This window comes from Martinezella tropici (assembly GCF_003287875.1).
Lineage (GTDB): Bacteria > Pseudomonadota > Alphaproteobacteria > Rhizobiales > Rhizobiaceae > Rhizobium > Rhizobium tropici_C.
Genome location: NZ_QMKK01000052.1, coordinates 36,097 through 56,849, shown reverse-complemented (window position 1 = coordinate 56,849; position 20,753 = coordinate 36,097). Strand labels below are relative to the sequence as shown.

General features: G+C 60.5%; 17 protein-coding genes. 7 read left to right on the top strand and 10 right to left on the bottom strand.

Going from position 1 to position 20,753, the window contains the following annotated elements; all coding sequences use genetic code 11:
* The first annotated feature begins 71 nt into the window (after positions 1-71).
* On the top strand, positions 72-1,976 hold the full coding sequence (locus DQ393_RS24725; protein WP_112344409.1) for an AsmA family protein: 1,905 nt from the start codon (positions 72-74) through the stop codon (positions 1,974-1,976).
* 28 nt (positions 1,977-2,004) lie between these two features.
* Here DQ393_RS24725 and DQ393_RS24720 read toward each other — a convergent pair whose 3' ends face one another.
* The 5 genes from DQ393_RS24720 to DQ393_RS24700 all read right to left on the bottom strand — a co-directional run bounded on the left by DQ393_RS24720 (position 2,005) and on the right by DQ393_RS24700 (position 7,157).
* Complete coding sequence (locus DQ393_RS24720) at positions 2,005-2,820, bottom strand: ABC transporter permease subunit (RefSeq protein WP_112344338.1); 816 nt, start codon at positions 2,818-2,820, stop codon at positions 2,005-2,007.
* 3 nt (positions 2,821-2,823) lie between these two features.
* A complete protein-coding gene (locus DQ393_RS24715; protein WP_112344337.1) occupies positions 2,824-3,735 on the bottom strand; it encodes an ABC transporter permease subunit in 912 nt (303 codons plus the stop codon).
* A 2-nt stretch (positions 3,736-3,737) separates the two neighbouring features.
* Positions 3,738-4,880, bottom strand: a complete 1,143-nt coding sequence (locus DQ393_RS24710) for an ABC transporter ATP-binding protein (RefSeq protein WP_112344336.1) — start codon at positions 4,878-4,880, stop codon at positions 3,738-3,740.
* Positions 4,881-5,002: 122 nt separating this feature from the next.
* Positions 5,003-6,091 (bottom strand): polyamine ABC transporter substrate-binding protein, encoded by a 1,089-nt coding sequence (locus DQ393_RS24705; protein WP_245430451.1) that lies wholly within the window; start codon positions 6,089-6,091, stop codon positions 5,003-5,005.
* A gap of 193 nt (positions 6,092-6,284) precedes the next feature.
* Positions 6,285-7,157, bottom strand: coding sequence for a LysR family transcriptional regulator (locus DQ393_RS24700; protein WP_112344334.1), 873 nt, complete (start codon positions 7,155-7,157; stop codon positions 6,285-6,287).
* Between the two features lie 87 nt (positions 7,158-7,244).
* Here DQ393_RS24700 and DQ393_RS24695 point away from each other — a divergent pair, with 87 nt between their 5' ends.
* Positions 7,245-7,502: a hypothetical protein gene (locus tag DQ393_RS24695; RefSeq protein ID WP_112344333.1), complete on the top strand. Its 258-nt coding sequence runs from the start codon at positions 7,245-7,247 to the stop codon at positions 7,500-7,502.
* Here DQ393_RS24695 and DQ393_RS24690 read toward each other — a convergent pair.
* The 4 genes from DQ393_RS24690 to DQ393_RS24680 form a co-directional block, all read right to left on the bottom strand.
* The gene (locus DQ393_RS24690) at positions 7,478-10,015 is read right to left on the bottom strand and encodes a methyl-accepting chemotaxis protein (protein ID WP_112344332.1); all 2,538 of its coding nucleotides are present in this window, start codon (positions 10,013-10,015) and stop codon (positions 7,478-7,480) included. The two genes, DQ393_RS24695 and DQ393_RS24690, sit on opposite strands and share 25 nt — an antisense overlap.
* 330 nt (positions 10,016-10,345) lie before the next feature.
* Positions 10,346-10,489, bottom strand: a complete 144-nt coding sequence (locus DQ393_RS33525) for a hypothetical protein (RefSeq protein ID WP_169644494.1) — start codon at positions 10,487-10,489, stop codon at positions 10,346-10,348.
* Positions 10,490-10,642: 153 nt separating this feature from the next.
* Positions 10,643-11,155, bottom strand: coding sequence for an ankyrin repeat domain-containing protein (locus DQ393_RS24685; RefSeq protein ID WP_112344331.1), 513 nt, complete (start codon positions 11,153-11,155; stop codon positions 10,643-10,645).
* A 72-nt stretch (positions 11,156-11,227) separates the two neighbouring features.
* Positions 11,228-12,409 (bottom strand): NAD(P)/FAD-dependent oxidoreductase, encoded by a 1,182-nt coding sequence (locus tag DQ393_RS24680; RefSeq protein ID WP_112344330.1) that lies wholly within the window; start codon positions 12,407-12,409, stop codon positions 11,228-11,230.
* Between the two features lie 137 nt (positions 12,410-12,546).
* Between DQ393_RS24680 and DQ393_RS24675 the strand changes: the two genes are divergently transcribed.
* The 5 genes from DQ393_RS24675 to edd all read left to right on the top strand — a co-directional run bounded on the left by DQ393_RS24675 (position 12,547) and on the right by edd (position 19,607).
* Positions 12,547-13,983: a glutamine synthetase family protein gene (locus DQ393_RS24675; protein ID WP_112344329.1), complete on the top strand. Its 1,437-nt coding sequence runs from the start codon at positions 12,547-12,549 to the stop codon at positions 13,981-13,983.
* Positions 13,984-13,994: 11 nt separating this feature from the next.
* Positions 13,995-15,293: an NAD(P)/FAD-dependent oxidoreductase gene (locus tag DQ393_RS24670; protein ID WP_112344328.1), complete on the top strand. Its 1,299-nt coding sequence runs from the start codon at positions 13,995-13,997 to the stop codon at positions 15,291-15,293.
* Positions 15,294-15,424: 131 nt separating this feature from the next.
* Positions 15,425-16,900, top strand: a complete 1,476-nt coding sequence (zwf, locus tag DQ393_RS24665) for a glucose-6-phosphate dehydrogenase (RefSeq protein WP_112344327.1) — start codon at positions 15,425-15,427, stop codon at positions 16,898-16,900.
* Between the two features lie 15 nt (positions 16,901-16,915).
* Positions 16,916-17,614 (top strand): 6-phosphogluconolactonase, encoded by a 699-nt coding sequence (gene pgl / locus DQ393_RS24660; RefSeq protein ID WP_112344326.1) that lies wholly within the window; start codon positions 16,916-16,918, stop codon positions 17,612-17,614.
* A 169-nt stretch (positions 17,615-17,783) separates the two neighbouring features.
* Positions 17,784-19,607, top strand: coding sequence for a phosphogluconate dehydratase (gene edd / locus DQ393_RS24655; RefSeq protein WP_112344325.1), 1,824 nt, complete (start codon positions 17,784-17,786; stop codon positions 19,605-19,607).
* A gap of 41 nt (positions 19,608-19,648) precedes the next feature.
* On the opposite strand, the gene DQ393_RS24650 is transcribed toward edd, so the two are convergent.
* Positions 19,649-20,569 carry a DUF3313 domain-containing protein gene (locus DQ393_RS24650; protein WP_112344324.1) on the bottom strand — a complete coding sequence of 307 codons (921 nt, stop codon included), beginning with the start codon at positions 20,567-20,569 and terminating at the stop codon, positions 19,649-19,651.
* Positions 20,570-20,753: the final 184 nt, after the last annotated feature.

The following is a 20,753-nucleotide window of genomic DNA, read 5'->3' as shown; positions in this document are numbered from 1 at the left end:
CGGCAAACATTTCCTATATCCGGCAAACGCAGGCAGATTATCCCTTTCAGTTCGCGAGTCTCCACGGGATCATGAGAGCTTCGAAAAACAATAAATGGTGGTTTACGATGCGATCGGCTTCGCGCTGGCTGCCTGCCGTTGCCCGCACAACCGGCATCATTCTTCTCACGATTCTCATTGTGTTCGCTGTCTTCAGAGCGACTGCGCCTTTCCTGATTTCCAGCGGGCTGGTGCGCTCCGGTATCGAGAAGGCACTGTCGGAATGGACGGGATATCGCGCCCAGATCGACGGCGATCCGACGCTGGAATTCTGGCCGACGGCGCGCGTCACGCTCAATGGCGTGACCATCCGCGAGCCGACGCGGAACGGCAAGGTTCTCGGCCATGTCGACAGTCTTTCCGCTGATTTCTCGCTCTGGTCGGCCATTCGCGGCCATGCACGCTTTCATGAGTTTCATTTCCTGCGCCCGATCCTCTATATCCGCCGTGACGATAACGGCCTGATCGACTGGACGAATGAAGGCCGTCTTTCCAAGGCCATCGCCCAGGCGGAAGCGTCTTCCGGCCAGGGCATATCGATGCGCAAGGACCAGGATGCAGCCATCGGCATGCTGACCATCGAGGATGGCAGCGTCGAGATGACCGATGAACGCAGCGGCAATATCTACCGGCTGAATGGCGTCAATGCCGATATTTCATGGCCGCGGCTCTCGCAGGCGATGGCTGCCGTCATTCTCGCGCGCTTCAACGGCCAGGACATCAAGCTCAATTTCGATTCCGCTCAGCCTCTGCTGTTCTTCGCCGGCAAGAGCGTCGACGCGAAGACGAGCCTTGCCTCATCGCTGATCAGCGGAACCTATTCCGGCGTCACCAGCCTGTCTGACTTTTCAGCCTTTGCGGGCAATCTGGAGCTCAGCGTTCCGAATGTGCCCTCGTTCCTGGCCTGGAGCGGACAGCACCTGCCAGCGGCCGATGCCCTCAAGAATGTTTCGCTCAGCGCCGATATTGCGGCGATCGAGAAGGGCCTGCGCTTCAATAATCTCAGTTTCAAGGTCAATGATTCCACGGCGTCCGGCATCATGGATCTGAATTATACGACGGCAGGCAAGCCGAAGATCTCCGGCACGCTCGCCTTCGACCAGATGAATCTCAATCCGTTCCTCGCCGCCTTCTCCATGCGTCTTGCCGCCGAGACCGCCATCGATGCGCTGCTCAACGGCAATCCGCTGCAGCGGCTCGACCTCGATCTGCGCCTATCGTCGAACAAGGCGGCACTCGGTCCCTTCCAGTTTGAAAATATCGGCGCCAGCCTGCTTGTGGCGGGCGGCAAGGCGAAATTCGATATCGGCGACAGCGGCTTCGAGAGCGGTTCGCTGACCGCTCACCTTGAGGTCGCCCCCGGCGATTTCGACGGCGGCGGCAAATTGCAGATTTCAATCAGAAATGCAGATTTCGGCGGTCTCTTCACCCGGCTGAAGCTGATAGGCCCGCTGCCGATGCCGACGTCGGGGTCGCTGGATCTGTCGCTCGGCACCTCCAAACCGATCTGGGTCGCAACCCTCAGCGATGTCGCCGGCACGCTGCATTTCAGTTCGACGGCAGGCACGTTCCGCGAGTTCGACATTTCCGGCTTCCGGACGCTTGCAGCTGAAAAAACCTTCTTCCGGATGAGCGACATCGCCAATGCATCCTTCGACTTCGACAGCATCAATGTCGACGCAAGTTTTGCGAAGGGATCCGCCGAAGTGAAGAATGCCTCGATCGCCGGACGCAACGAAACGATCACGTTCAACGGCGTCGTTCCCTTCCGCACCAATGGCCTTGCTCTTTCCGGCGCGATCGAGGCGACATCGCCCTCCGATGCGGACGAGTTGCCGATGCTGCCTTTCTTCATCGGAGGCAGCTGGCCAAACCCGGTCGTTTCTCCGGTCGCGACGCTGCTGCAGAAGCCGGTACAGCCGCTGCAGCAGCAATAATCTCCGGGATTATTTCGGCCGTCGCGCCTCAGGCCGCGGCGGCTGCCTGCTCGTCTCTCTGGCGCTGCACTTCGCGGCGCTTGGTGACGATGGAAGCGCAGATGACGCCGACGGCGACGACACCGATGAGGATCGTGCAGATGGCGTTGATCTCCGGCGTCACGCCGAGCTTGACCTGGCTGTAGATCAGCATCGGCAGCGTTTTCGCGCCTGCACCCGAAGCAAAGGTCGCAATCACCAGATCATCGAGCGACAGCGTCAGGGCCAGTACCCAGCCGGAAAAGACGGCCGGCGCGATGATCGGCAGCGTCACCTCGAAGAAGGTGCGCACGGGCGGCGCGCCGAGATCCATCGCCGCCTCCTCGATCGAGCGATCGAAGGTCAGCAGGCGGGACTGAACGACGACGGCGACGAAGCACATGGTCAGCGTCGTATGCGCCATGACGATCGTCCAGAAGCCGCGATCGACACCAGAGGTAACGAAGAGCAGCAGCAGCGACAGGCCGGTGATGACATCAGGCATGACCAGCGGCGCATAGATCATGCCCGAAAACAGGATGCGCCCGCGGAACCGCGTGTAGCGCACAAGCGTAATTGCCGCGAAGGTGCCGAGCACCGTGGCAATGGTCGCCGACAGGAGCGCGATGCGCACCGTCAGCCAGGCGGCATTCAGCATGGTGTCGTTGCTGAAGAGGTGCACGTACCATTGCGTCGAGAAACCGCCCCAGACCGTGACCAGCCTGGAACTGTTGAAGGAATAGATCACCAGCAGCAGGATCGGCAGGTAAAGGAAAGCCAGGCCGAGCGTGACGGAGACGATGTTGAAGCGGGACCAGCGGGTCATGAATTATCTCCCCTTCTCGTCGGCCTTGGCCTGGAAATGCTGGAAGAAGACGATGGGGATGACCAGCACCAGAAGCAGGATGGTCGCCACCGCCGAGGCCAGCGGCCAGTCGGTGTTGCTGTAGAACTCCGTCCAGAGCACCTTGCCGATCATCAGGGTTTCGGAGCCACCGAGCAGGTCGGGAATGACGAACTCGCCGACAGCGGGGATGAAGACCAGCATGCAGCCGGCGATAACACCAGGAAGCGAGAGCGGAAAGGTGACGCGCCAGAAAGCGCCGATCGCCGTGCAGCCGAGATCCTGCGCCGCCTCTATCAGCGTGCCGTCCATCTTTTCCAGCGCCGAATAGAGTGGCAGCACCATGAAGGGCAGATAGGAATAGACCATGCCGATATAGACGGCGGTATTGGTGTTCAGGATGACAAGCGGCTGGTGGATGATGCCGAGCCCCATCAATAGCTGGTTCAAGAGACCCGTGGTGCTGAGGATCGACATCCATGAATAGACGCGGATCAGGAAGCTCGTCCAGAAGGGCAGGATAACCAGCATCAGCAAAGTCGGCCGGATCGTGCGCGGCGCCTGCGCCATGCCGTAGGCGATAGGATAGGCAATGATGAGGGTCAGGAGCGTCGAGATGCCGGCGATCTGCAGGCTCTGAATGTAGGCGCTCATGTAAAGGGGATCGCCGGTCAGCCATGTGTAATTGTCGAACGACATGGTCTGCAGCTTGTCCCACCAGTCGCCGAAGCTGTCGCTCCAGGCGAAGGATGGATCATAGGGCGGGACCGACAGCGCCTTGGTCGACAGCGAGATGCGGAAGACGATGAGGAACGGCGCAAGGAAAAAGACCAGCAACCAGGCATAGGGAACGATGATCACGAGGCGCTGATAGATTAGGGAACCGAGCGCTCTCATGATCAATCCTTCAGCAAGACGCCGGCATTTTCGTCGAAGGAGACCCAAACGTTCTGGTCGTAGGCGAAGGGCTCCTCCACCGCGCGCACGGCGTTCAGCGACGAGGCCTTGACCACCTGCCCCCCCTTCAGCTTGACGTGGAAAACGGTCATGTCGCCGAGATAGGCGATATCCCATATCTCGCCTTCGGCGGCATTGACCGAGGCATTGGCCGGCGGGCGTGGTGTTACCCGAAGCTTTTCCGGGCGGATGGCGAGGCTCGCGCGGCTTCCCGCCGACTGTGCGCCGCCGGAAGCGGTGCGCACCGTGAAGCCGGAATCGACCGATATCTCGACGATGCCCGACTGCGCCGAGGTGACGTTGCCGTCGAGGATGTTCACGTCACCGATGAAGTCGGCGACGAAGCGGCAATTGGGCGCCTCGTAGATCTCGGCCGGCGTTGCCACCTGTACCACCTTGCCGTGGCTCATGACCGCGATGCGGTCCGCCATGGTCATCGCCTCTTCCTGATCGTGGGTGACGACGACGAAGGTCAACCCCAGGCTCTGCTGCAGATCCATGAGTTCGAACTGGGTTTCTTCGCGCAGCTTCTTGTCGAGCGCGCCGAGTGGTTCGTCGAGCAGCAGCACCTTCGGCCGTTTGGCAAGCGAGCGCGCCAAAGCCACGCGCTGGCGCTGGCCGCCGGAAAGCTGGTTGGGCTTGCGCCTGGCGAATTGCTCCAGCTTGACGAGCTTCAGCATTTGCGCGACGCGATCGTCGATCTCCGCTTTCGGCATGCCGTCCTGGCGCAGGCCGAAGGCGATATTCTTTTCCACCGACATATGCGGAAACAGCGCATAGGACTGGAACATCATGTTGACGGGGCGGCGATAGGGCGGCGTGCCGGCAAGATCCTGGCCGTCGAGCACGATTTCGCCCGTCGTCGGCTGCTCGAAGCCGGCGAGCATGCGCAAAAGCGTGGACTTGCCGCAACCCGAAGCACCCAGAAGAGCGAAGAATTCGCGATTGTAGATATTCAGGGAGAGATTATCGACGGCGGTGAAATCACCGAACTTCTTCGTCACGTTCTTGAAGGAAATGTAAGGCTTGGCCGAAGGGTCGGTCCAAGGAGCAAAGGAACGCCGGATATTACCGAGTGACTTCATTATCTATCCCCAAATGGATATCGGGCGAGCTTTCGTGGTGCCAGCTCTTCCCCATCCCGGCACGCTCGCGATTTTTGCTTTATAAGGAAAGGCCCGGACGTTGCCGTCCGGGCCGCTTCGATTTATTGGCCAGTGGTGACCTTTGTCCACAAGCGCGTTCCCAAGCGCTGCGTTTTCGAGTCCCACGGGGTCAGTGTGAACAGCTTCTCGCGGACCGCATCGGTCGGATAGACGGCCGGATCCTCCAGCACGTCCTTGCTCACGAATTCCTGCGACGCCTTGTTGCCGTTGGCATAGGTAGTGAAGTTGCTCGCTTTGGCGATGACTTCCGGCTTCATGATGTAATTGAGGAAGATGTGCGCCTCTTCGACATGCGGTGCATCGGCGGGGATCGCCATGACGTCGAACCACATCTGCGCACCCTTCTTTGGGATCGAATAGCTGATATTCACGCCGTTCTTGGCCTCAGCAGCTCGGTTGCGGGCCTGCAGCACGTCGCCGGAATAGCCGAAAGCAAGGCAGATATCGCCGTTGGCGAGCGCATTGATGTATTCGGAAGAGTGGAACTTGCGCACGAACGGCCGGATCGACGTCAAAAGCTCTTCGGCCTTCTTGAAGTCTTCCTGCTTGGTTGAGTTCGGATCGAGACCCAGATAGCGCAGAGCCGCCGGAATGGCGTCGGTTGGCGAATCCAGCATGTAGATGCCGCAATCCTTGAACTTGGCGGCAAGCTTGGGATCGAAAATCACGTCGATATCAGGCGCCTCGTCGGTGCCGAGGATCTGCTTCACCTTGTCGACATTGTAGCCGACGCCAGTGGTGCCCCACATATAGTCGATGGCGTACTGGTTGCCGGGGTCATAGGTGGCGATGCGCTTCTGCACCGTATCCCACATGTTGGAGATGTTCGGCAGCTTGGATTTGTCGAGCTTCTGGAAGACGCCGGCCTTGATCTGGCGTTGCAGGAAGTAAGCCGTAGGCACGACAATATCGTAGCCGGTCTTGCCCGCAAGCAGCTTGGTCTCCAGGGTCTCGTTCTGGTCGAAGGTATCGTAGACGACCTTGATGCCGGTTTCCTTGGTGAAATCCGCCAGGATCGAATTATCGATGTAATCCGACCAGTTGTAGATATTGACGACCTTGTCTTCTGCCTGAGCGACCGTTGCCAGCGAAACGACAGCGAATGCCGTCGCTGCAAGCCGTGCGAACATGGACTTCATAGTCTCTCCTGTTTTGTTCAAGGGCATCCAGACGACACCCAACCCTCTGTTTTTCCCGTTAGACTAGAAAGGAAATCTGAAGGCGACAAGGGGAAAAGCGTGGGCTCACACTCTTTCGCATCTTTGCCATCCATCGTCCGCAAGACACGCTCGCCCACGGGAAAGCAGATATCGCGGCGATGCGTTACGCATAGGTCGGGCGCTTGCCCGCAAAAAGCTCGGCATGGCTTTTCAAGAGCTTGGCCATGCGGTCGACCACGGTGCGGATTTCCCTTCGGTGCCGGTCGGCATTGTTCATGACGATCCATTGCCGGTGGCGGAGAGACGGGATTTCCTCGCCAACCCGTTCCAGCCTTGGCTCCTGATCGCCGACAAAGCAGGGCAGGACCGCGATACCGGATCCGGCAAGCACGAGATCATGAAGCGAGCGCGGTCGGCTGACCGTGAAGGCGATCTCCTCCCGCCTGTTTTGATAGGGCCAGCGCAGATAGGCCGATACCGCCTCCTCCTCCGCTACCGCGATCCAGCGCTGCGGACCGGCAAAGCGCATGTTGCGGGCCTGATAGGCGGCATAGGCGACGTCACCGATCTTGATGGCTGCGAGATTGGTTTCCTCCGGCTCGAAGGCGCGGATGCCGATATCGCTCTCGCGATGGGCAAGGCTGGCCCGACGCTCGCCGAGATGCAGATCGATGCGGAATCCGTCCCGCTCCGAACAGATCGTCGGCATGTTCTGGCTGAGCAGCCAGCCGACCCATGTGCCGGCGGCGATGCGGACGACGGACATGCCCTGCCCGTCGCGCCGCCAGCCGTCAACCTTGTGGGCGGCAGCTTCCATTTCCAGCAGCTGATCGAACAGGGCCTGGCCGTCACCGGTCAGCGTGTAGCCGGCCTGGCTGCGCTCGAAGAGGGGCCGACCGATGCGTCCCTCCAGCTCCAGCATCCGCCGACCGATCGTTGCCGGGCTCAGGCCGCTCGAAGCGACCGCTCCGGTCAGTCCACCGCCGCGGGCGACATCGAGAAAGAGCTGATAGGAATCCCATGTAGCGTTTTTCATAATTGAAAAACATAGGGTGAAAACGGCTGTTTATAAAGCAAATTCTCATGAGTAGTTAAGGCGATGCCCAAACCATGGAGACGTCTCATGCTGGAAAGCATCGCTTTGGCCAAGGCCATCGAAATACAAAGCCAGGCGCGTGAAGAGCAATGGCGCCAGAAGGAGGATCTCTTCTACCTCGACTACGGGCGCGAAACGCCGCGCCCCTTCCTCTGGATCGAACGGATGATCGCCGTCTTAAGCGCCCATCGCAAGCCGATAGAAAAGGCGGACCGGCCGGAAATTGGCCGATCCGCCTGTGATGGCAACGGTTGCGGCGGTCAGGCTGCTTGCTCTCGAATATAGCCGACGCTGTATCCGGCTTCGATCTTGAACTGCTGGATCAGGTGCAACAGGGCGTCGGCTTCGGAGGCGAGCTCGCGGCTTGCTGCCGTAGTTTCCTCCACCATGCCGGCATTCTGCTGCGTCATCTGATCCATGTGATTGACCGAGGAATTGACCTCCTGCAGCGCGCTTGCCTGATCGTGGCTGGCATGGGCGATCATCTCCACATGCTGGCTGATCGTCACAATCTGGCTGCTGATCTGCGCCAGCACCGAGCCGGCCTCCTGCACGAACTGCGAACCGGAGGCGACCTCCTCGGTCGACTTGTTGATCAGCCCCTTGATTTCCTTGGCGGCAGCGGCCGAGCGCTGTGCCAGCTCGCGCACCTCCATGGCGACCACGGCGAAACCTTTACCGGCGTCGCCGGCGCGGGCGGCTTCGATGCCGGCATTGAGCGCCAGAAGATTGGTCTGGAAGGCGATCTCATCGATGACGCCGATGATCTGCTCGATCCGGCGGGAGGCATCCTCGATGCGCGACATCGCATCGATGGCGTTGCCGACGACGATGGAGCTGTCATCGGCGCTGCGCTTGGCCTCGCGCACGATCGCATCCGCATCCTTGGCGCGTTCGGCGGAGGAGCGGACCGTGTTGGTGATTTGGTCGACGGCGGCGGCGGTCTGCTCCAGCGAAGCCGCCTGCTGCTCTGTACGCTTCGACAGATCTTCGGCAGAGGCGGCCATCTGGGCGCCGTTGCTCTGGATCATCTCGACATTGCTGCGGACCTGGCTCAGCGTCTGCTGCAGGCGCGACAGCGAACTGTTGAAATCCTGGCGCAGTTGCTCGAGACGACCGATGAAAGGCCTGTCGATCGTCGCGGAGATGTCACCCTGGGCAAGACGTTCCAGGCCGGCCGCAAGCTCGCTGACGGCATGGTCGATCTGGCGGTCGAGTTCGCGCTTTTCAGCGTCGTTGCGCTGGCGCTCATGTTCCGCGGCGGCGCGCTCCTCGTCGCTCTGCTCCTCGATGCGGATCTTCGAGATGGCGTTGTCTTTGAAGATGCCAAGCGCGCGGGCCATGTCGCCGATTTCGTCACGGCGCTGTTCGCCGGAGATCGCAGTCTCCAGCATGCCGTCGGCGATGCGGCGCATGGCGGCGGTGATCTGGCCGATCGGGCGTTGCAGTGTCAGGACGAGCGCGATGCCACCAGCAACCGAGAGGATGATGCCAAGGGCGGTTGCCAGAATGGAGATGTAATTCGCCTGACTGCGCTCGGTGCCCGCGCTCTGCTTCTGCGTTTCGGCGAAGGCGGTGAGCTGGCCCCAAACCTGATCGAGCTGCTGGCGGGCGCTGGCATATTCGGTGATGCGCTGCGTGATGATGTCGACCAGCTTGCCGCCGGCTTCATCCATCGACTTGATCGCCGGACGGATGGCCGAGTCAATGTCGCTGGCGAAATCCATGCTCTTGGCGCTCTGGTTCAGCGTATCGATATCACCGCCGAGCTTGGAGATTTCCTGGCGCAGGCGGACGAGATTGTCCTTGTTCGTATTCGCGTCGAAATCCGCCAGAACGAGCTGCAGCGAATAGACCGAATCCTCGAGGCGTCGCGTGTCCTGAAGGACCGAATTGGTCTGCGCGACGCGGGCGTCGAGGGAGACGAAGGTCGTGGTTGCCTGGCGCATCATCTGCGTTGCCGCCAGCTGCGTGTAGGTCGAGGTCTGACGGAAACGTGACAGCAGCCGGCTGATGGCTGCGATAGTATCGTCTGTCGGCACGTCGGTGCTTTCCGTGAAGGCGGCAAGCTCCTTGATCGTGCTCACCAGCGACTGAACCACGCTCTTCTGGTTCTGCGGCAATGCAAGATCGATGGAACGTTGTGCCTTGTTCAGATCCGACAGCCGGTCTTTCAGGAGCTTGACCTTGTCGGCCGGCGTCGCTGCCTTGTTGAAATCTTCGGCAACGGAGGCCAGCATATCGCCACCCTTCAGCAGACGGTCGGCGGAACGCAGTGTGGAGGTCGCGTCCGCCTGATCCTGGCGCATCCGATCTTCCAGCTGCTGGCTGTTGAAATTGACGTTGAAGCGGGCACTGATCAATGCCCTCTGGGCATCATCGATCGTCTTACGGAGCGAGACCTCCTGCTCATGCAATGTCCATAGCCGGCCTACGAGATTTGCCATATCGGCGGTCTTGGCGGTGGCGTCAGTCAGATTGTCACGCCCATCTGCATCCGCACCGAGCTGGCCGAGAGTGGCATTCAGCACGCCCTGCTGCGACTTGATATCCTGGTAGAGTTTGTCGCGCTGCTGCGTATTGGTGATGCGCAGGAAGTCGTCCATGGAGCCGTATAGGTTCTTGAAACCGGTCAGCGACTGCAAGACGCTGTTGGAAATCTCCATGCGTCCCTGGAGCAGTCCCGACGCGTAAAGCCCGGTGAGGCCAACGGCGGAAATGCTGATGACGAACGGCAGGACGAATATGAGGACCTTCGTCTTGATCTTGAAACGCGACAATATCTTATCAATGAACATAGTGGCTCAGACCTCTCACATGCCGCTCCCCCCGTTCGACGCCACCTCGGCGCTGACCGGATGTATAACCATCGTTCTTGAAATATCCGCAGGCGGGGCCACCGAGTATAATGTCGGGAAGCAATCATTGCTTCGGCTCTATCATGCAGTAGAGCGCCCCATGAAATCGTCGGGAATTGTCGGTCTGATTAATTAATTTTCAGATAAGGGCGTTGTGGGGGCTCGCAACATACAATCAAACGCTGAGAAGCGGACGGCAAAGCCTATATTTGTACGCGAGCAAGGGCCGTCGTTCCGGCGACGGCCAAGAATAATGAAGCGGCTAAGGGCTCAGAAGCCGCGTGCCGCGAGATAAGCGATGCAGACGGCTGTGACGCCGGTCGTCAACATCAGAAGCCTTGCCGCCAGGAGCTTGGCACTGTCTTGGGTCTGAGCGATTGCAATGGCGCGAGCACGGCGCTTTGTTCTGTTCATGAGCATATTCCCATTTTCGCACTGACACGATAACCGGCAAAAGGCCGTTCCCGCAACAGGCAATATACAAAATAGAAATATAGGAAAAGAAAACGTCAAAACCAGAGGTTAGGTGCCAGGCGGCGCGACCATCACATTGGCGGAGACCGCGCGCTACCTCAGCAATGCCGCGATGGCGGGATCGGTCGTAATTTCGGCGGCAGTCTTGCCGGAGGCAGACTTGATGGTCTTGTCGGCGCCATCCTTCAACAATGCCTTGACGACGGCCGGATCATCCTGCTGGCTCGCCATGTGCAAAGGCGTCCAACCATCATAGTCGCCGCGCGCGTTGACGTCGGCACCCTTGGAAACCAGAAGATCGATCATGTCGGCGGGGCCGTAATAGGCGGCGGTATGCAGCGGATACCAGCCCTCCGTCGTCTTCATGTCCAGCTTGGCGCCGCAGGCCAGCATCTTCTTGACGACATCGCCTTTCTTGTCGCGGATCGCAATGGCGAAATTCGTATCGCCGCCCGCATCCCGGCCGTTCGGATCCAGCTTCTTGCATTGGGTGGAAGCAGCGCTCGCATCGGACGCGGTGACGGCAAGCATGCCAAGCGACATCGTCATGGCCGCAACGATGCCTGAAAGAACTGCACCGCGGAATGTCAGGGTTTTAATCGTCATGATTGTCTCCATCGAGTATCTTCGCGCTGGAGATGCTCTTTGCCCGTTTCAGGACCAGTTGGCAAGGTCAATTCAAGCAGCCTCGCCGGCGACATGGCCGGAAGCCCAGGCCCATTGGAAATTATAGCCGCCGAGCCAGCCCGTGACATCGACGCATTCACCGATGAAGAAGAGACCGGGGACGGTTTTCACCTGCATCGTCCGCGAATCGAGGCAGTCCGTATCGATACCGCCCAGCGTCACTTCCGCTGTGCGGTAGCCTTCGGAGCCCGACGGCTTGACCGACCAGGATTGGATTGCCGATGCGAGTTGCTGCAGGCGCTTGTCGGACTGATCGGCTATATTGCCTGATATGCCTTCGTTCTCGACGAAATGCTGCGCCAGCCGTTTCGGCAGGATTTCGGCAAGGGCCGTCTGCGCGGATTGCCGACCATTCACCTGCTTGGCCTTCTTGAGAAGCTCGAACAGGTCGATATCAGGCTCGATCACGACGGAGATATCCTCACCCTCCCGCCAATAGGAGGAAATCTGCAGGATGGCGGGGCCGCTGAGGCCGCGATGGGTGAAGAGAAGAGCCTCGCGGAATGCCGTCTTGCCATGGCGGATCTCGGCGGGGACAGCGATACCCGACAGCGGCGCCAGGTGCTGAAGCAATTGCGGATCGAGCGTCAGCGGCACGAGGCCCGGCCGGGTCTCGACAATAGGCAAGTCGAATTGCTCGGCGAGGCGATAGGCAAAGCCGGTAGCCCCCATCTTGGGGATCGACTTGCCGCCCGTCGCCACGACCAGCGAGGTTGCTTCGAAAATGCCTTCGGAGGTGCTGATGCGATAGCCGCCATCACTTTGTTCGATGCCGCCGACCTCGGTTCGCAACCGAAGTTGCACCCCGGCTGCGCGCATCTCGTCGGTCAGCATGCGGATAATGTCCTTGGCGCTGTTGTCGCAGAAGAGCTGGCCGAGCGTTTTCTCGTGCCACGCAATGCCATGGCGTTCGACGATGGCGATGAAATCCTGCGGTGTGAAACGGGCGAGCGCCGATTTGGCGAAATGCTGATTGGCGGATAGGAAGTTCTTCGGACCGGCATGGATATTGGTGAAATTGCAGCGGCCGCCGCCGGAAATGCGGATTTTTTCGCCGGGTGCGGCGGCATGATCGAGCACGACGACGGAGCGCCCGCGCTGGCCGGCCCGGACAGCGCACATCATGCCTGCCGCGCCCGCACCGAGGACGATTACATCATATCTGGCGACCACGCTTCAGCCCTTCATATCTTCGCCGCGCTCTCTCATCTTTTTCCATCATACGGCGAAAGTCCGAGCGGTTTTCCCCCTCGCCAATTGGCAAACTGCAGTTATGATGCGATCACCGATCAACCCAAATACGGTGTTTTATGCCCGCGAGAAAGACCCCGCTGAAAGCTTCCGTGCCTGTCTCGAAAACCCCTACGGTTCCTCCCAGTCTGAGATCGGCACGCGGCGTGGCAAACTGGAAAGAGGCAGCCCAATGGCTGCGGGCGCGCGGGATCGAAGACATAGAATGCATTACGCCGGACCTTGCCGGCGTACCGCGCGGCAAGATGATGCCGACGTCGAAATTCACCTCCAATACATCGCTGGCGCTGCCCTCCGCGATCTATCGGCATACGATTTCCGGCGAATATCCGGAAGAGACCGAAAGCTTCCGCTACGAGCCGCGCGACAGCGATCTGAAGCTGGTGCCCGACCTTTCGACGCTTTCGGTCGTGCCCTGGGAGAGCGATCCGACGGCGCAGGTTATCTGCGATATCGTCAACTCCGAGGGACAGGAAGTCTCCTACACGCCGCGCAACGTCTTGAAGCGCATCATGGGACTCTATCGCGACCGTGGCTGGAAGCCGGTGGTAGCACCCGAGATCGAATTCTATCTCGTCGCCAAGAACGACGATCCGGACTATCCGCTGCATCCGCCGAAAGGCCGTTCGGGCCGCTCGATCCTCGGCGGCCAGGGCTATTCGATCGCCGGCATCAACGAGTTCGACGAGCTGATCGACGACATCTATCACTTCTCGGAAAAGCAGGGTCTCGAGATCGATACACTGATCCATGAAGAGGGTCCGGCGCAGCTCGAGATCAACCTGCGCCATGGCGATCCGATCGAGCTGGCCGACCAAGTCTTCCTGTTCAAGCGCACGATCCGCGAGGCGGCGCTGAAGCATGGCATCTATGCGACCTTCATGGCCAAGCCGATGCAGAGCCAGCCCGGCTCGGCAATGCATATCCATCAGTCGGTCGTGGATATCGAGACCGGCAAGAATGTTTTCACCAATCCGGACGGCAGCCCGTCACGGGAATTCTTTCACTTCATCGGCGGCATGCAGCGCTTCGTGCCGAATGCGCTCGCCATGCTCGCGCCCTATGTGAATTCCTATCGCCGGCTGGCGCCGAACATGTCCTGCCCGGTCAACAATGCCTGGGGCTACGACAATCGCACCACGGCCTTCCGCGTACCGGTTTCCGATCCACAGGCGCGGCGCGTGGAAAACCGGCTGCCGAGTTCGGATGCCAATCCCTATCTGGCACTCGCCGCCTCGCTCGCCTCCGGCCTGCTCGGAATCATGAAGCAGGTTGAGCCGACGGCGCCGACCGAGGATTCCGCGAATGAAGGCTCCATCGATCTGCCGCGCGGCCTGCTTGAGGCCATTGCCTTGATGGAGGACGAACCGGCCTTCGAGGAGGTCCTCGGCAAGGATTTCATCGACATCTATGCCGGCGTCAAACGCGGTGAGTTCGAGACCTTCATGCAGGTGATCAGCCCGTGGGAGCGGGAATTCCTTCTGCTTAACGTGTGAGGGAGATCGCCATGACATTGCAGGAAACATGGCAGAGCCCGATTGCGCCGGGCCTTTCCTTCTACCAGGCGACTGTCGGCCCGCGTGCGAGCTATCCAAGGCTCGACGGTTCGCGCCGGGCCGACGTCGCAATCGTCGGCGGCGGCTATACCGGCCTGCAGGCCGCGTATAACCTCGCCAAGGGTGGCGCTGAGGTTGTCTTGATCGACGCCAACCGCTTCGGCGACGGCGCCTCCGGCCGCAATGGCGGCCAGCTCGGCACCGGCCAGCGCTGGTGGCCGGAGGAGATGGAAGAGAAGATCGGCTATGAGCGCTCCAAGGCCCTCTTCGACCTTGCCGAGGATGCCAAGCGGCATCTTCTCGATTTCGCATCCGAGCATGGCATCGATATCGATTTCCTGCCCGGCCAGATGAATGTCACGCACAAGCGCGGCTACAAGCGCGATTACATGGACAGTGCGGAAATCGCGGCGACCCGCTACAGCTATCCGCACATGACGTTCATGGATCAGGCCGAAACTCGGGAACGGCTGGGTTCGCAATTCTATCTCTATGGCGTCCGGGACATGGGCACGGGCCATATCCACCCGCTGAAGCTTCTCATCGGCCTTGCCCGCGTCGCGGCCGAAGCCGGCGCTTCGCTCTTTGAAATGACGAAAGCGAAAGGTTTTCGGCAATCCGGCGGCAAGACCATTGTCGAGACGGATAGCGGCGAGATCACCGCCGACCGGGTGCTGATCGCCTGCAACGGCTATATCGGCAATCTCGAGCCGGTGACGGCGAGCCACGTCATGCCGATCCGCTCCTTCATCGGCGCAACGCAACCGCTGGACCGCTTTCCGCAGGTTCTTCCCGGCAACGAGGCCGTCGCCGATTCGCGATTCGTCGTGCGCTATTTCCGCAAATCCAGGGATGGACGCCTGCTGTTCGGCGGGCGCGAGGCTTACACATCAGACAATCCGCGCGACATAACGCAGCACATCCGCCGGCAGATTACGGAAATCTATCCAGCTCTCGGCGATATCAAGATCGATTATGCCTGGGGCGGCTCGGTCGGCATCACCATGCCGCGCCAACCGTTCGTGCGCGACGTCATGCCGGGTGTCACCTCGATCGGTGGTTATTCCGGCCATGGGGTTATGCTGTCAAATTATTGCGGTAAACTCTATGCGAAAACGGTACTCGGGAATGCGGATGAACTTCACCTCTTCAAGGAGCTGAACATTCCGCCCTTCCCCGGCGGTGCGCGCATGCGGGCGCCTCTGCTGTTCCTGGCGCTCACGTGGTTTGCGTTGCGCGACAGGTTTTAAAAACCGGCAGATGATTTCTTCCGCCGGCAATCCGCTCTAAAAAGCGCATCTGAATTTTGCGATGCACACTGGCTTTTTTAAATCGATTAGATTAAAAGGGGCCTCAACCAAGACCGATTGAGAGATAGCTCATGAGCAGCCAAATCATTCCTGTTGAACCATTTGATTATGTCGTTTTCGGCGGCAGTGGCGACCTTGCGGAGCGCAAGCTCCTTCCCGCCCTTTATCATCGCCAGATCGAAGGCCAGTTTTCCGAGCCGACTCGCATTATCGGCGCTTCGCGCAGCGCTCTTTCCAACGAAGAATATCGCAAATTCGCCGACGCCGCCCTCAAGGAACATCTGAAGAAGGGCGAATATGACGACGCCGAGGTCAAGAAGTTCCTGGCTCGCCTGTTCTACGTACCCGTCGACGCGCGCAGCGACGCCGGCTGGGATCAGCTCAAGAAGATCCTGGACGAAGGCAAGGAGCGCGTGCGCGCCTTCTATCTCGCCGTCGCTCCGGGCATCTTCGGCGACATCTCGCAGAAGATCCACGATCACAAGCTGATTACCAAGCAGACCCGTATCGTCGTCGAAAAGCCGATCGGCCGCGACCTCGCTTCCGCCCTGCAGCTGAACGACACGATCGGCAAGGTCTTCAAGGAAGAGCAGATCTTCCGCATCGACCACTATCTCGGCAAGGAAACCGTGCAGAACCTGATGGCGCTGCGCTTTGCCAATGCGCTCTACGAGCCGCTCTGGAACGCCAATCATATCGACCACGTGCAGATCACCGTCGCTGAATCGGTCGGTCTCGAAGGCCGCGCCGGCTATTACGACACGGCCGGTGCCCTGCGCGACATGGTGCAGAACCACATCCTGCAGCTCCTCTGCTTGACCGCGATGGAAATCCCCTCCTCGATGGATTCGGAAGCTGTTCGCGACGAGAAGCTGAAGGTGCTGCGCGCGCTGAAGCCGATCGACGCTTCCAACGTCGAGCAGGCGACGGTTCGCGGCCAATATCGCGCCGGCGCTTCGGCAGGCGGCCCGGTCAAGGGCTATCTCGACGAGCTGGAAGGCGGCGTCTCCAACACCGAAACCTTCGTCGCCATCAAGGCCGAGATCGGCAACTGGCGCTGGGCTGGCGTTCCCTTCTACATCCGCACCGGCAAGCGCCTTGCCGGCCGCATGTCGGAGATCGTCATCACCTTCAAGCACATTCCGCACACCATCTTCGACCAGGCCGCCGGCCGCATCGTCGCCAATCAGCTCATCATCCGCCTGCAGCCGGATGAAGGCGTCAAGCAGTCGCTGATGATCAAGGACCCGGGTCCTGGCGGCATGCGCCTGCGCAACGTCTCGCTCGACATGAGCTTCGCCTCTGCCTTTAACGTCCGCAATCCGGATGCCTACGAGCGCCTGCTGATGGACGTCATCCGTTCCAACCAGACGCTGTTCATGCGCCGCGACGAAGTGGAAGCCGCGTGGAAGTGGGTGGACCCGATCCTCAAGGGTTGGGAACAAGCCGGCCAGCAGGTACAGGGCTATACGGCCGGCACTTGGGGCCCGAGCCAAGCCATCGCGCTCATCGAGCGTGACGGCCGCACCTGGCACGACGATATCTAAACCGGGACGACAACGATGACAGCCAACATGCATGCTTTTGCCAATGGTGCCGAACTCGCCGGCAAGCTCGCGGACAAGGTGGCCGAGACCCTTTCGGCTGCGATTACCGCCCGCGGCTCCGCAAGCATCGCGGTCTCCGGCGGCTCGACGCCGAAGGCCTTCTTCCAGGCGCTGTCATCGCGCTCGATCGACTGGCCCAAGGTGACGGTCGCCCTCGTCGATGAGCGGTTCGTGCCGGCGGACAATCCGCGCTCGAACCACCTGCTCGTTCAGGAAAACCTGCTGAAGGACAAGGCGGCGGCCGCCAATTTCCTTCCGCTCTATCAGGCCGCGGCTTCCGTCGAGGAGGCTGCGGTCATTGCCACCGAAAAGACCAATTCTATCGGCCATCCCTTCGATATTGCCATCCTCGGCATGGGCAATGACGGCCACACGGCCTCTTTCTTTCCGGGTGGCAGCAATCTCAAGACCGCACTCGATCCGAACACCCCGCGCGGCATCATCACGATGGAAGCGGAAGGTGCGGGCGAGCCGCGGCTGACGTTCACTTTCTCCAGCCTTCAGGATGCCCGATTGCTGGTGCTCCATATCGAGGGAGAAGGAAAGAAGGACGTTTTGGCAAAGGCCGAAGCGCCGGGCGAAGAAACCGAGATGCCGATCCGCGCCATGCTGCGCCGGGCGGCTTCCCCGGTCGAGATTTATTGGGCTCCCTGACACGGTCGCAAGGCCTCGTCATCGAACCCTGAATGACACAGCAACCTATGCTGCGCCATGTGCCCTTGCGGGTGCAGCGGCAGAGCATTGACTTTTGGATCCCGCGCCGCGCCCTTTACCGAAACAGATCTCACGGGCATCGCGCAGAACAGACGGAGGCAGATCGACCATGGCCGCTGACGCCCGCATATCAGCGATTACCGCACGTATCGTCGAGCGCTCAAAGCCGACGCGCGAGCGCTATCTGGACCGCCTGCGCAGCGCCGCAAGCAAAGGAGCGCAACGCTCCGTGCTTGGCTGTGCCAACCTTGCGCATGGCTTCGCCATCTGTTCCCCCTCCGAGAAGGACGCACTGGCGGGAGACCAGGTGCCCAATCTCGGGATCATCACCTCCTACAACGACATGCTCTCGGCGCATCAGCCGTTCGAGACCTATCCTGCGATCATCCGCGAGGCGGCGGCCGAAGCGGGCGGCATCGCCCAGGTTGCCGGCGGCGTGCCAGCCATGTGCGACGGCGTCACGCAGGGCCAGCCAGGCATGGAACTCTCGCTCTTCTCGCGCGATCTGATTGCCATGTCGGCCGCCGTCGGCCTGTCGCACAATATGTTCGATGCGGCCGTCTTCCTCGGCGTCTGCGACAAGATCGTGCCCGGCCTCGTCATCGCCGCCCTCTCCTTCGGCCATCTCCCTGCCGTCTTCATCCCAGCCGGACCGATGACCTCGGGCCTGCCCAACGACGAGAAGTCGCGCGTGCGCCAGCTCTATGCCGAAGGCAAGGTCGGCCGCGCCGAACTGCTGGAGGCGGAATCGAAGTCCTATCACGGTCCCGGCACCTGCACTTTCTACGGCACGGCGAATTCGAACCAGATGCTGATGGAGATCATGGGCTTCCATATGCCGGGTGCCTCCTTCGTCAACCCCGGCACGCCGCTGCGCGAAGCCCTGACGCGCGAGGCGACCAAGCGCGCGCTCGCAATCACCGCCATGGGCAATGAGTTCACGCCGGCCGGCGAGATGATCGACGAGCGTTCGATCGTCAACGGCGTCGTCGGTCTGCATGCGACCGGCGGCTCGACAAACCACACGATGCATATCGTCGCCATGGCGCGTGCGGCGGGCATCGTGCTAACCTGGCAGGATATTTCCGAGCTTTCCGACATCATTCCGCTGCTTGCCCGCGTCTATCCGAACGGGCTTGCCGACGTGAACCATTTCCATGCCGCCGGCGGCATGGGCTTCCTCATCAAGGAACTCCTGAAGAAGGGGTTGCTGCATGACGACGTGCGCACCGTCTACGGCCAGGGCCTCGATAGCTACTCCATCGACGTCAAGCTCGGCGCCGACGGCAATGTGGTGCGCGAGCCTGCCCCGGATAAAAGCCACGACCCGAAGGTCCTGGCAAGCATCGACAAGCCCTTCCAGAGCAATGGCGGCCTGAAGATGCTGCGCGGCAATATCGGCAAGGCGGTCATCAAGATTTCCGCCGTCAAGCCGGAACGCCACATCATCGAAGCGCCGGCCGTTATCTTCCACGACCAGCTCGAGATGCAGCAGGCCTTCAAGGATGGCAAGCTGAACCGCGATTTCGTTGCCGTCGTCCGCTTCCAGGGACCGAAAGCCAACGGTATGCCTGAGCTGCACAAGCTGACGCCGGCGCTCGGCGTGCTGCAGGATCGCGGCTTCCGCGTAGCGCTCTTGACCGACGGCCGCATGTCGGGTGCATCGGGCAAGGTCCCGGCCGCCATTCATGTGACGCCGGAGGCCGTCGACGGCGGTCCGATTGCCCGCATCCGGGAAGGCGACATCATCCGCATCGATGCGATCGCCGGCACGCTGGAAGTACTGGTCGATGCCGCCGACATGGCGGAGCGCGAGCCGGTCGTAGCCGATCTTTCGGAGAATGAATTCGGCATGGGCCGAGAGCTCTTCGCGCCGTTCCGCCACGCCGCGGGACCGGCGGATCAGGGCGCGAGCGTCCTGTTCCGCCACTGAGATCGTCCGCCGGATTTCGGCAGGACGGCATCGAAAGCTGATCAAGGAGCCTTCGATGCCGTTGTTTCCGGATTCGCCGGAGCCTTGTCCGTCCAGGCCGGCGGAAGGCCGAGGCGTGCTCCGACGAAGCCCGTCACGCCAGGGGACCTCCCGAATGCCTTGCAGGCCTCATATTTGGGTGCGCGGCCGACGAGGGCTGCCAGTTTTGCTCTGGATGGGAAGGAGGGCGTCGCTCCGAACGGCGTCTTGCCCTTGACCAGCATCTTGCTGAAATCGCCGCCGAATTTCGCGGCCAGGCTATAGGCATCCCCTTCCCTGGCGACGGTGCCTGAATCAAAGAATGCGTTTGCACCACGCCCCCAAATCATGACTGCCTTCTGCACGCCCTGGGGGTTGAAAGCTTCCGCCTCGAGCGAGAGGCTGCCCATGCCGATCGGAATGCGGGGAACGGGCACGGGTACACCCGGCAGCAATACGCTCTTGCCCACGGAGGCAGCTTTCGAGACGCCGACGGCGGTCGCATTGGTTGCCCTGACCTGTGTCACGACGGCGCGAATGGTCAGATCCGCCGGCTCGGACAGACCGACGACGACGAAGCGTTCGCTCAATCCGGAGCAAAGCGCCCTGTTAACGGCATTGGTGACGAGATCGCGCTGTTTAGGTGTAAAGGCCGCGCTTTCGGCGCGCATCGAAAAGGCTGTGGGAATGATCTTCACGGTCTTCGCCGCAAGAACGTCGTCCCTGCTTACCCGAAGAAGCGAGTGCGCGACCAGCCCGTCCGATCGGGTCAGGCCGTCATAGGACCGCAGGGATCCCGCCCGATCCAGCGGCGCGGCGGCGCAGCCCCCGAGCACGCTCAACAGCAGAGCCATCGAGCAAATATCGCGCCTCCGATGGCTTTCGGCGGCATATGGATCATAGGTCTTACTTCCATCGTGATTTGAGATTGCATTGGCTGGCATTGATGTTTGTGCTCCTGCACCCGGTTATGAACATTCAGCATCAGCATTAAATATCGCACTTGGTGTAAAAATTAATGTTGGCTACTTTGCGGCAATCTACGAGCGAAGCGAATGAATCTTTCACCAGAAATTGAGAGTACGAGAATGGTGTCGCGGGGCGTGCCGATAATTTGAGTGGCATTGC

What these genes read in the sequence shown, in the direction of transcription:
- zwf (WP_112344327.1), top strand. Translation starts at nt 15,425, where the DNA reads ATGAGCAGCCAAATCATTCCTGTTGAACCATTTGATTATGTCGTTTTC.
- DQ393_RS24720 (WP_112344338.1), bottom strand. Translation starts at nt 2,820, where the DNA reads ATGACCCGCTGGTCCCGCTTCAACATCGTCTCCGTCACGCTCGGCCTG.
- DQ393_RS24695 (WP_112344333.1), top strand. Translation starts at nt 7,245, where the DNA reads ATGCTGGAAAGCATCGCTTTGGCCAAGGCCATCGAAATACAAAGCCAG.
- DQ393_RS33525 (WP_169644494.1), bottom strand. Translation starts at nt 10,489, where the DNA reads ATGAACAGAACAAAGCGCCGTGCTCGCGCCATTGCAATCGCTCAGACC.
- DQ393_RS24725 (WP_112344409.1), top strand. Translation starts at nt 72, where the DNA reads ATGAGAGCTTCGAAAAACAATAAATGGTGGTTTACGATGCGATCGGCT.
- DQ393_RS24715 (WP_112344337.1), bottom strand. Translation starts at nt 3,735, where the DNA reads ATGAGAGCGCTCGGTTCCCTAATCTATCAGCGCCTCGTGATCATCGTT.
- DQ393_RS24705 (WP_245430451.1), bottom strand. Translation starts at nt 6,091, where the DNA reads ATGTTCGCACGGCTTGCAGCGACGGCATTCGCTGTCGTTTCGCTGGCA.
- DQ393_RS24710 (WP_112344336.1), bottom strand. Translation starts at nt 4,880, where the DNA reads ATGAAGTCACTCGGTAATATCCGGCGTTCCTTTGCTCCTTGGACCGAC.
- DQ393_RS24700 (WP_112344334.1), bottom strand. Translation starts at nt 7,157, where the DNA reads ATGAAAAACGCTACATGGGATTCCTATCAGCTCTTTCTCGATGTCGCC.
- DQ393_RS24685 (WP_112344331.1), bottom strand. Translation starts at nt 11,155, where the DNA reads ATGACGATTAAAACCCTGACATTCCGCGGTGCAGTTCTTTCAGGCATC.
- DQ393_RS24675 (WP_112344329.1), top strand. Translation starts at nt 12,547, where the DNA reads ATGCCCGCGAGAAAGACCCCGCTGAAAGCTTCCGTGCCTGTCTCGAAA.
- DQ393_RS24690 (WP_112344332.1), bottom strand. Translation starts at nt 10,015, where the DNA reads ATGTTCATTGATAAGATATTGTCGCGTTTCAAGATCAAGACGAAGGTC.
- edd (WP_112344325.1), top strand. Translation starts at nt 17,784, where the DNA reads ATGGCCGCTGACGCCCGCATATCAGCGATTACCGCACGTATCGTCGAG.
- DQ393_RS24670 (WP_112344328.1), top strand. Translation starts at nt 13,995, where the DNA reads ATGACATTGCAGGAAACATGGCAGAGCCCGATTGCGCCGGGCCTTTCC.
- pgl (WP_112344326.1), top strand. Translation starts at nt 16,916, where the DNA reads ATGACAGCCAACATGCATGCTTTTGCCAATGGTGCCGAACTCGCCGGC.
- DQ393_RS24650 (WP_112344324.1), bottom strand. Translation starts at nt 20,569, where the DNA reads ATGCCAGCCAATGCAATCTCAAATCACGATGGAAGTAAGACCTATGAT.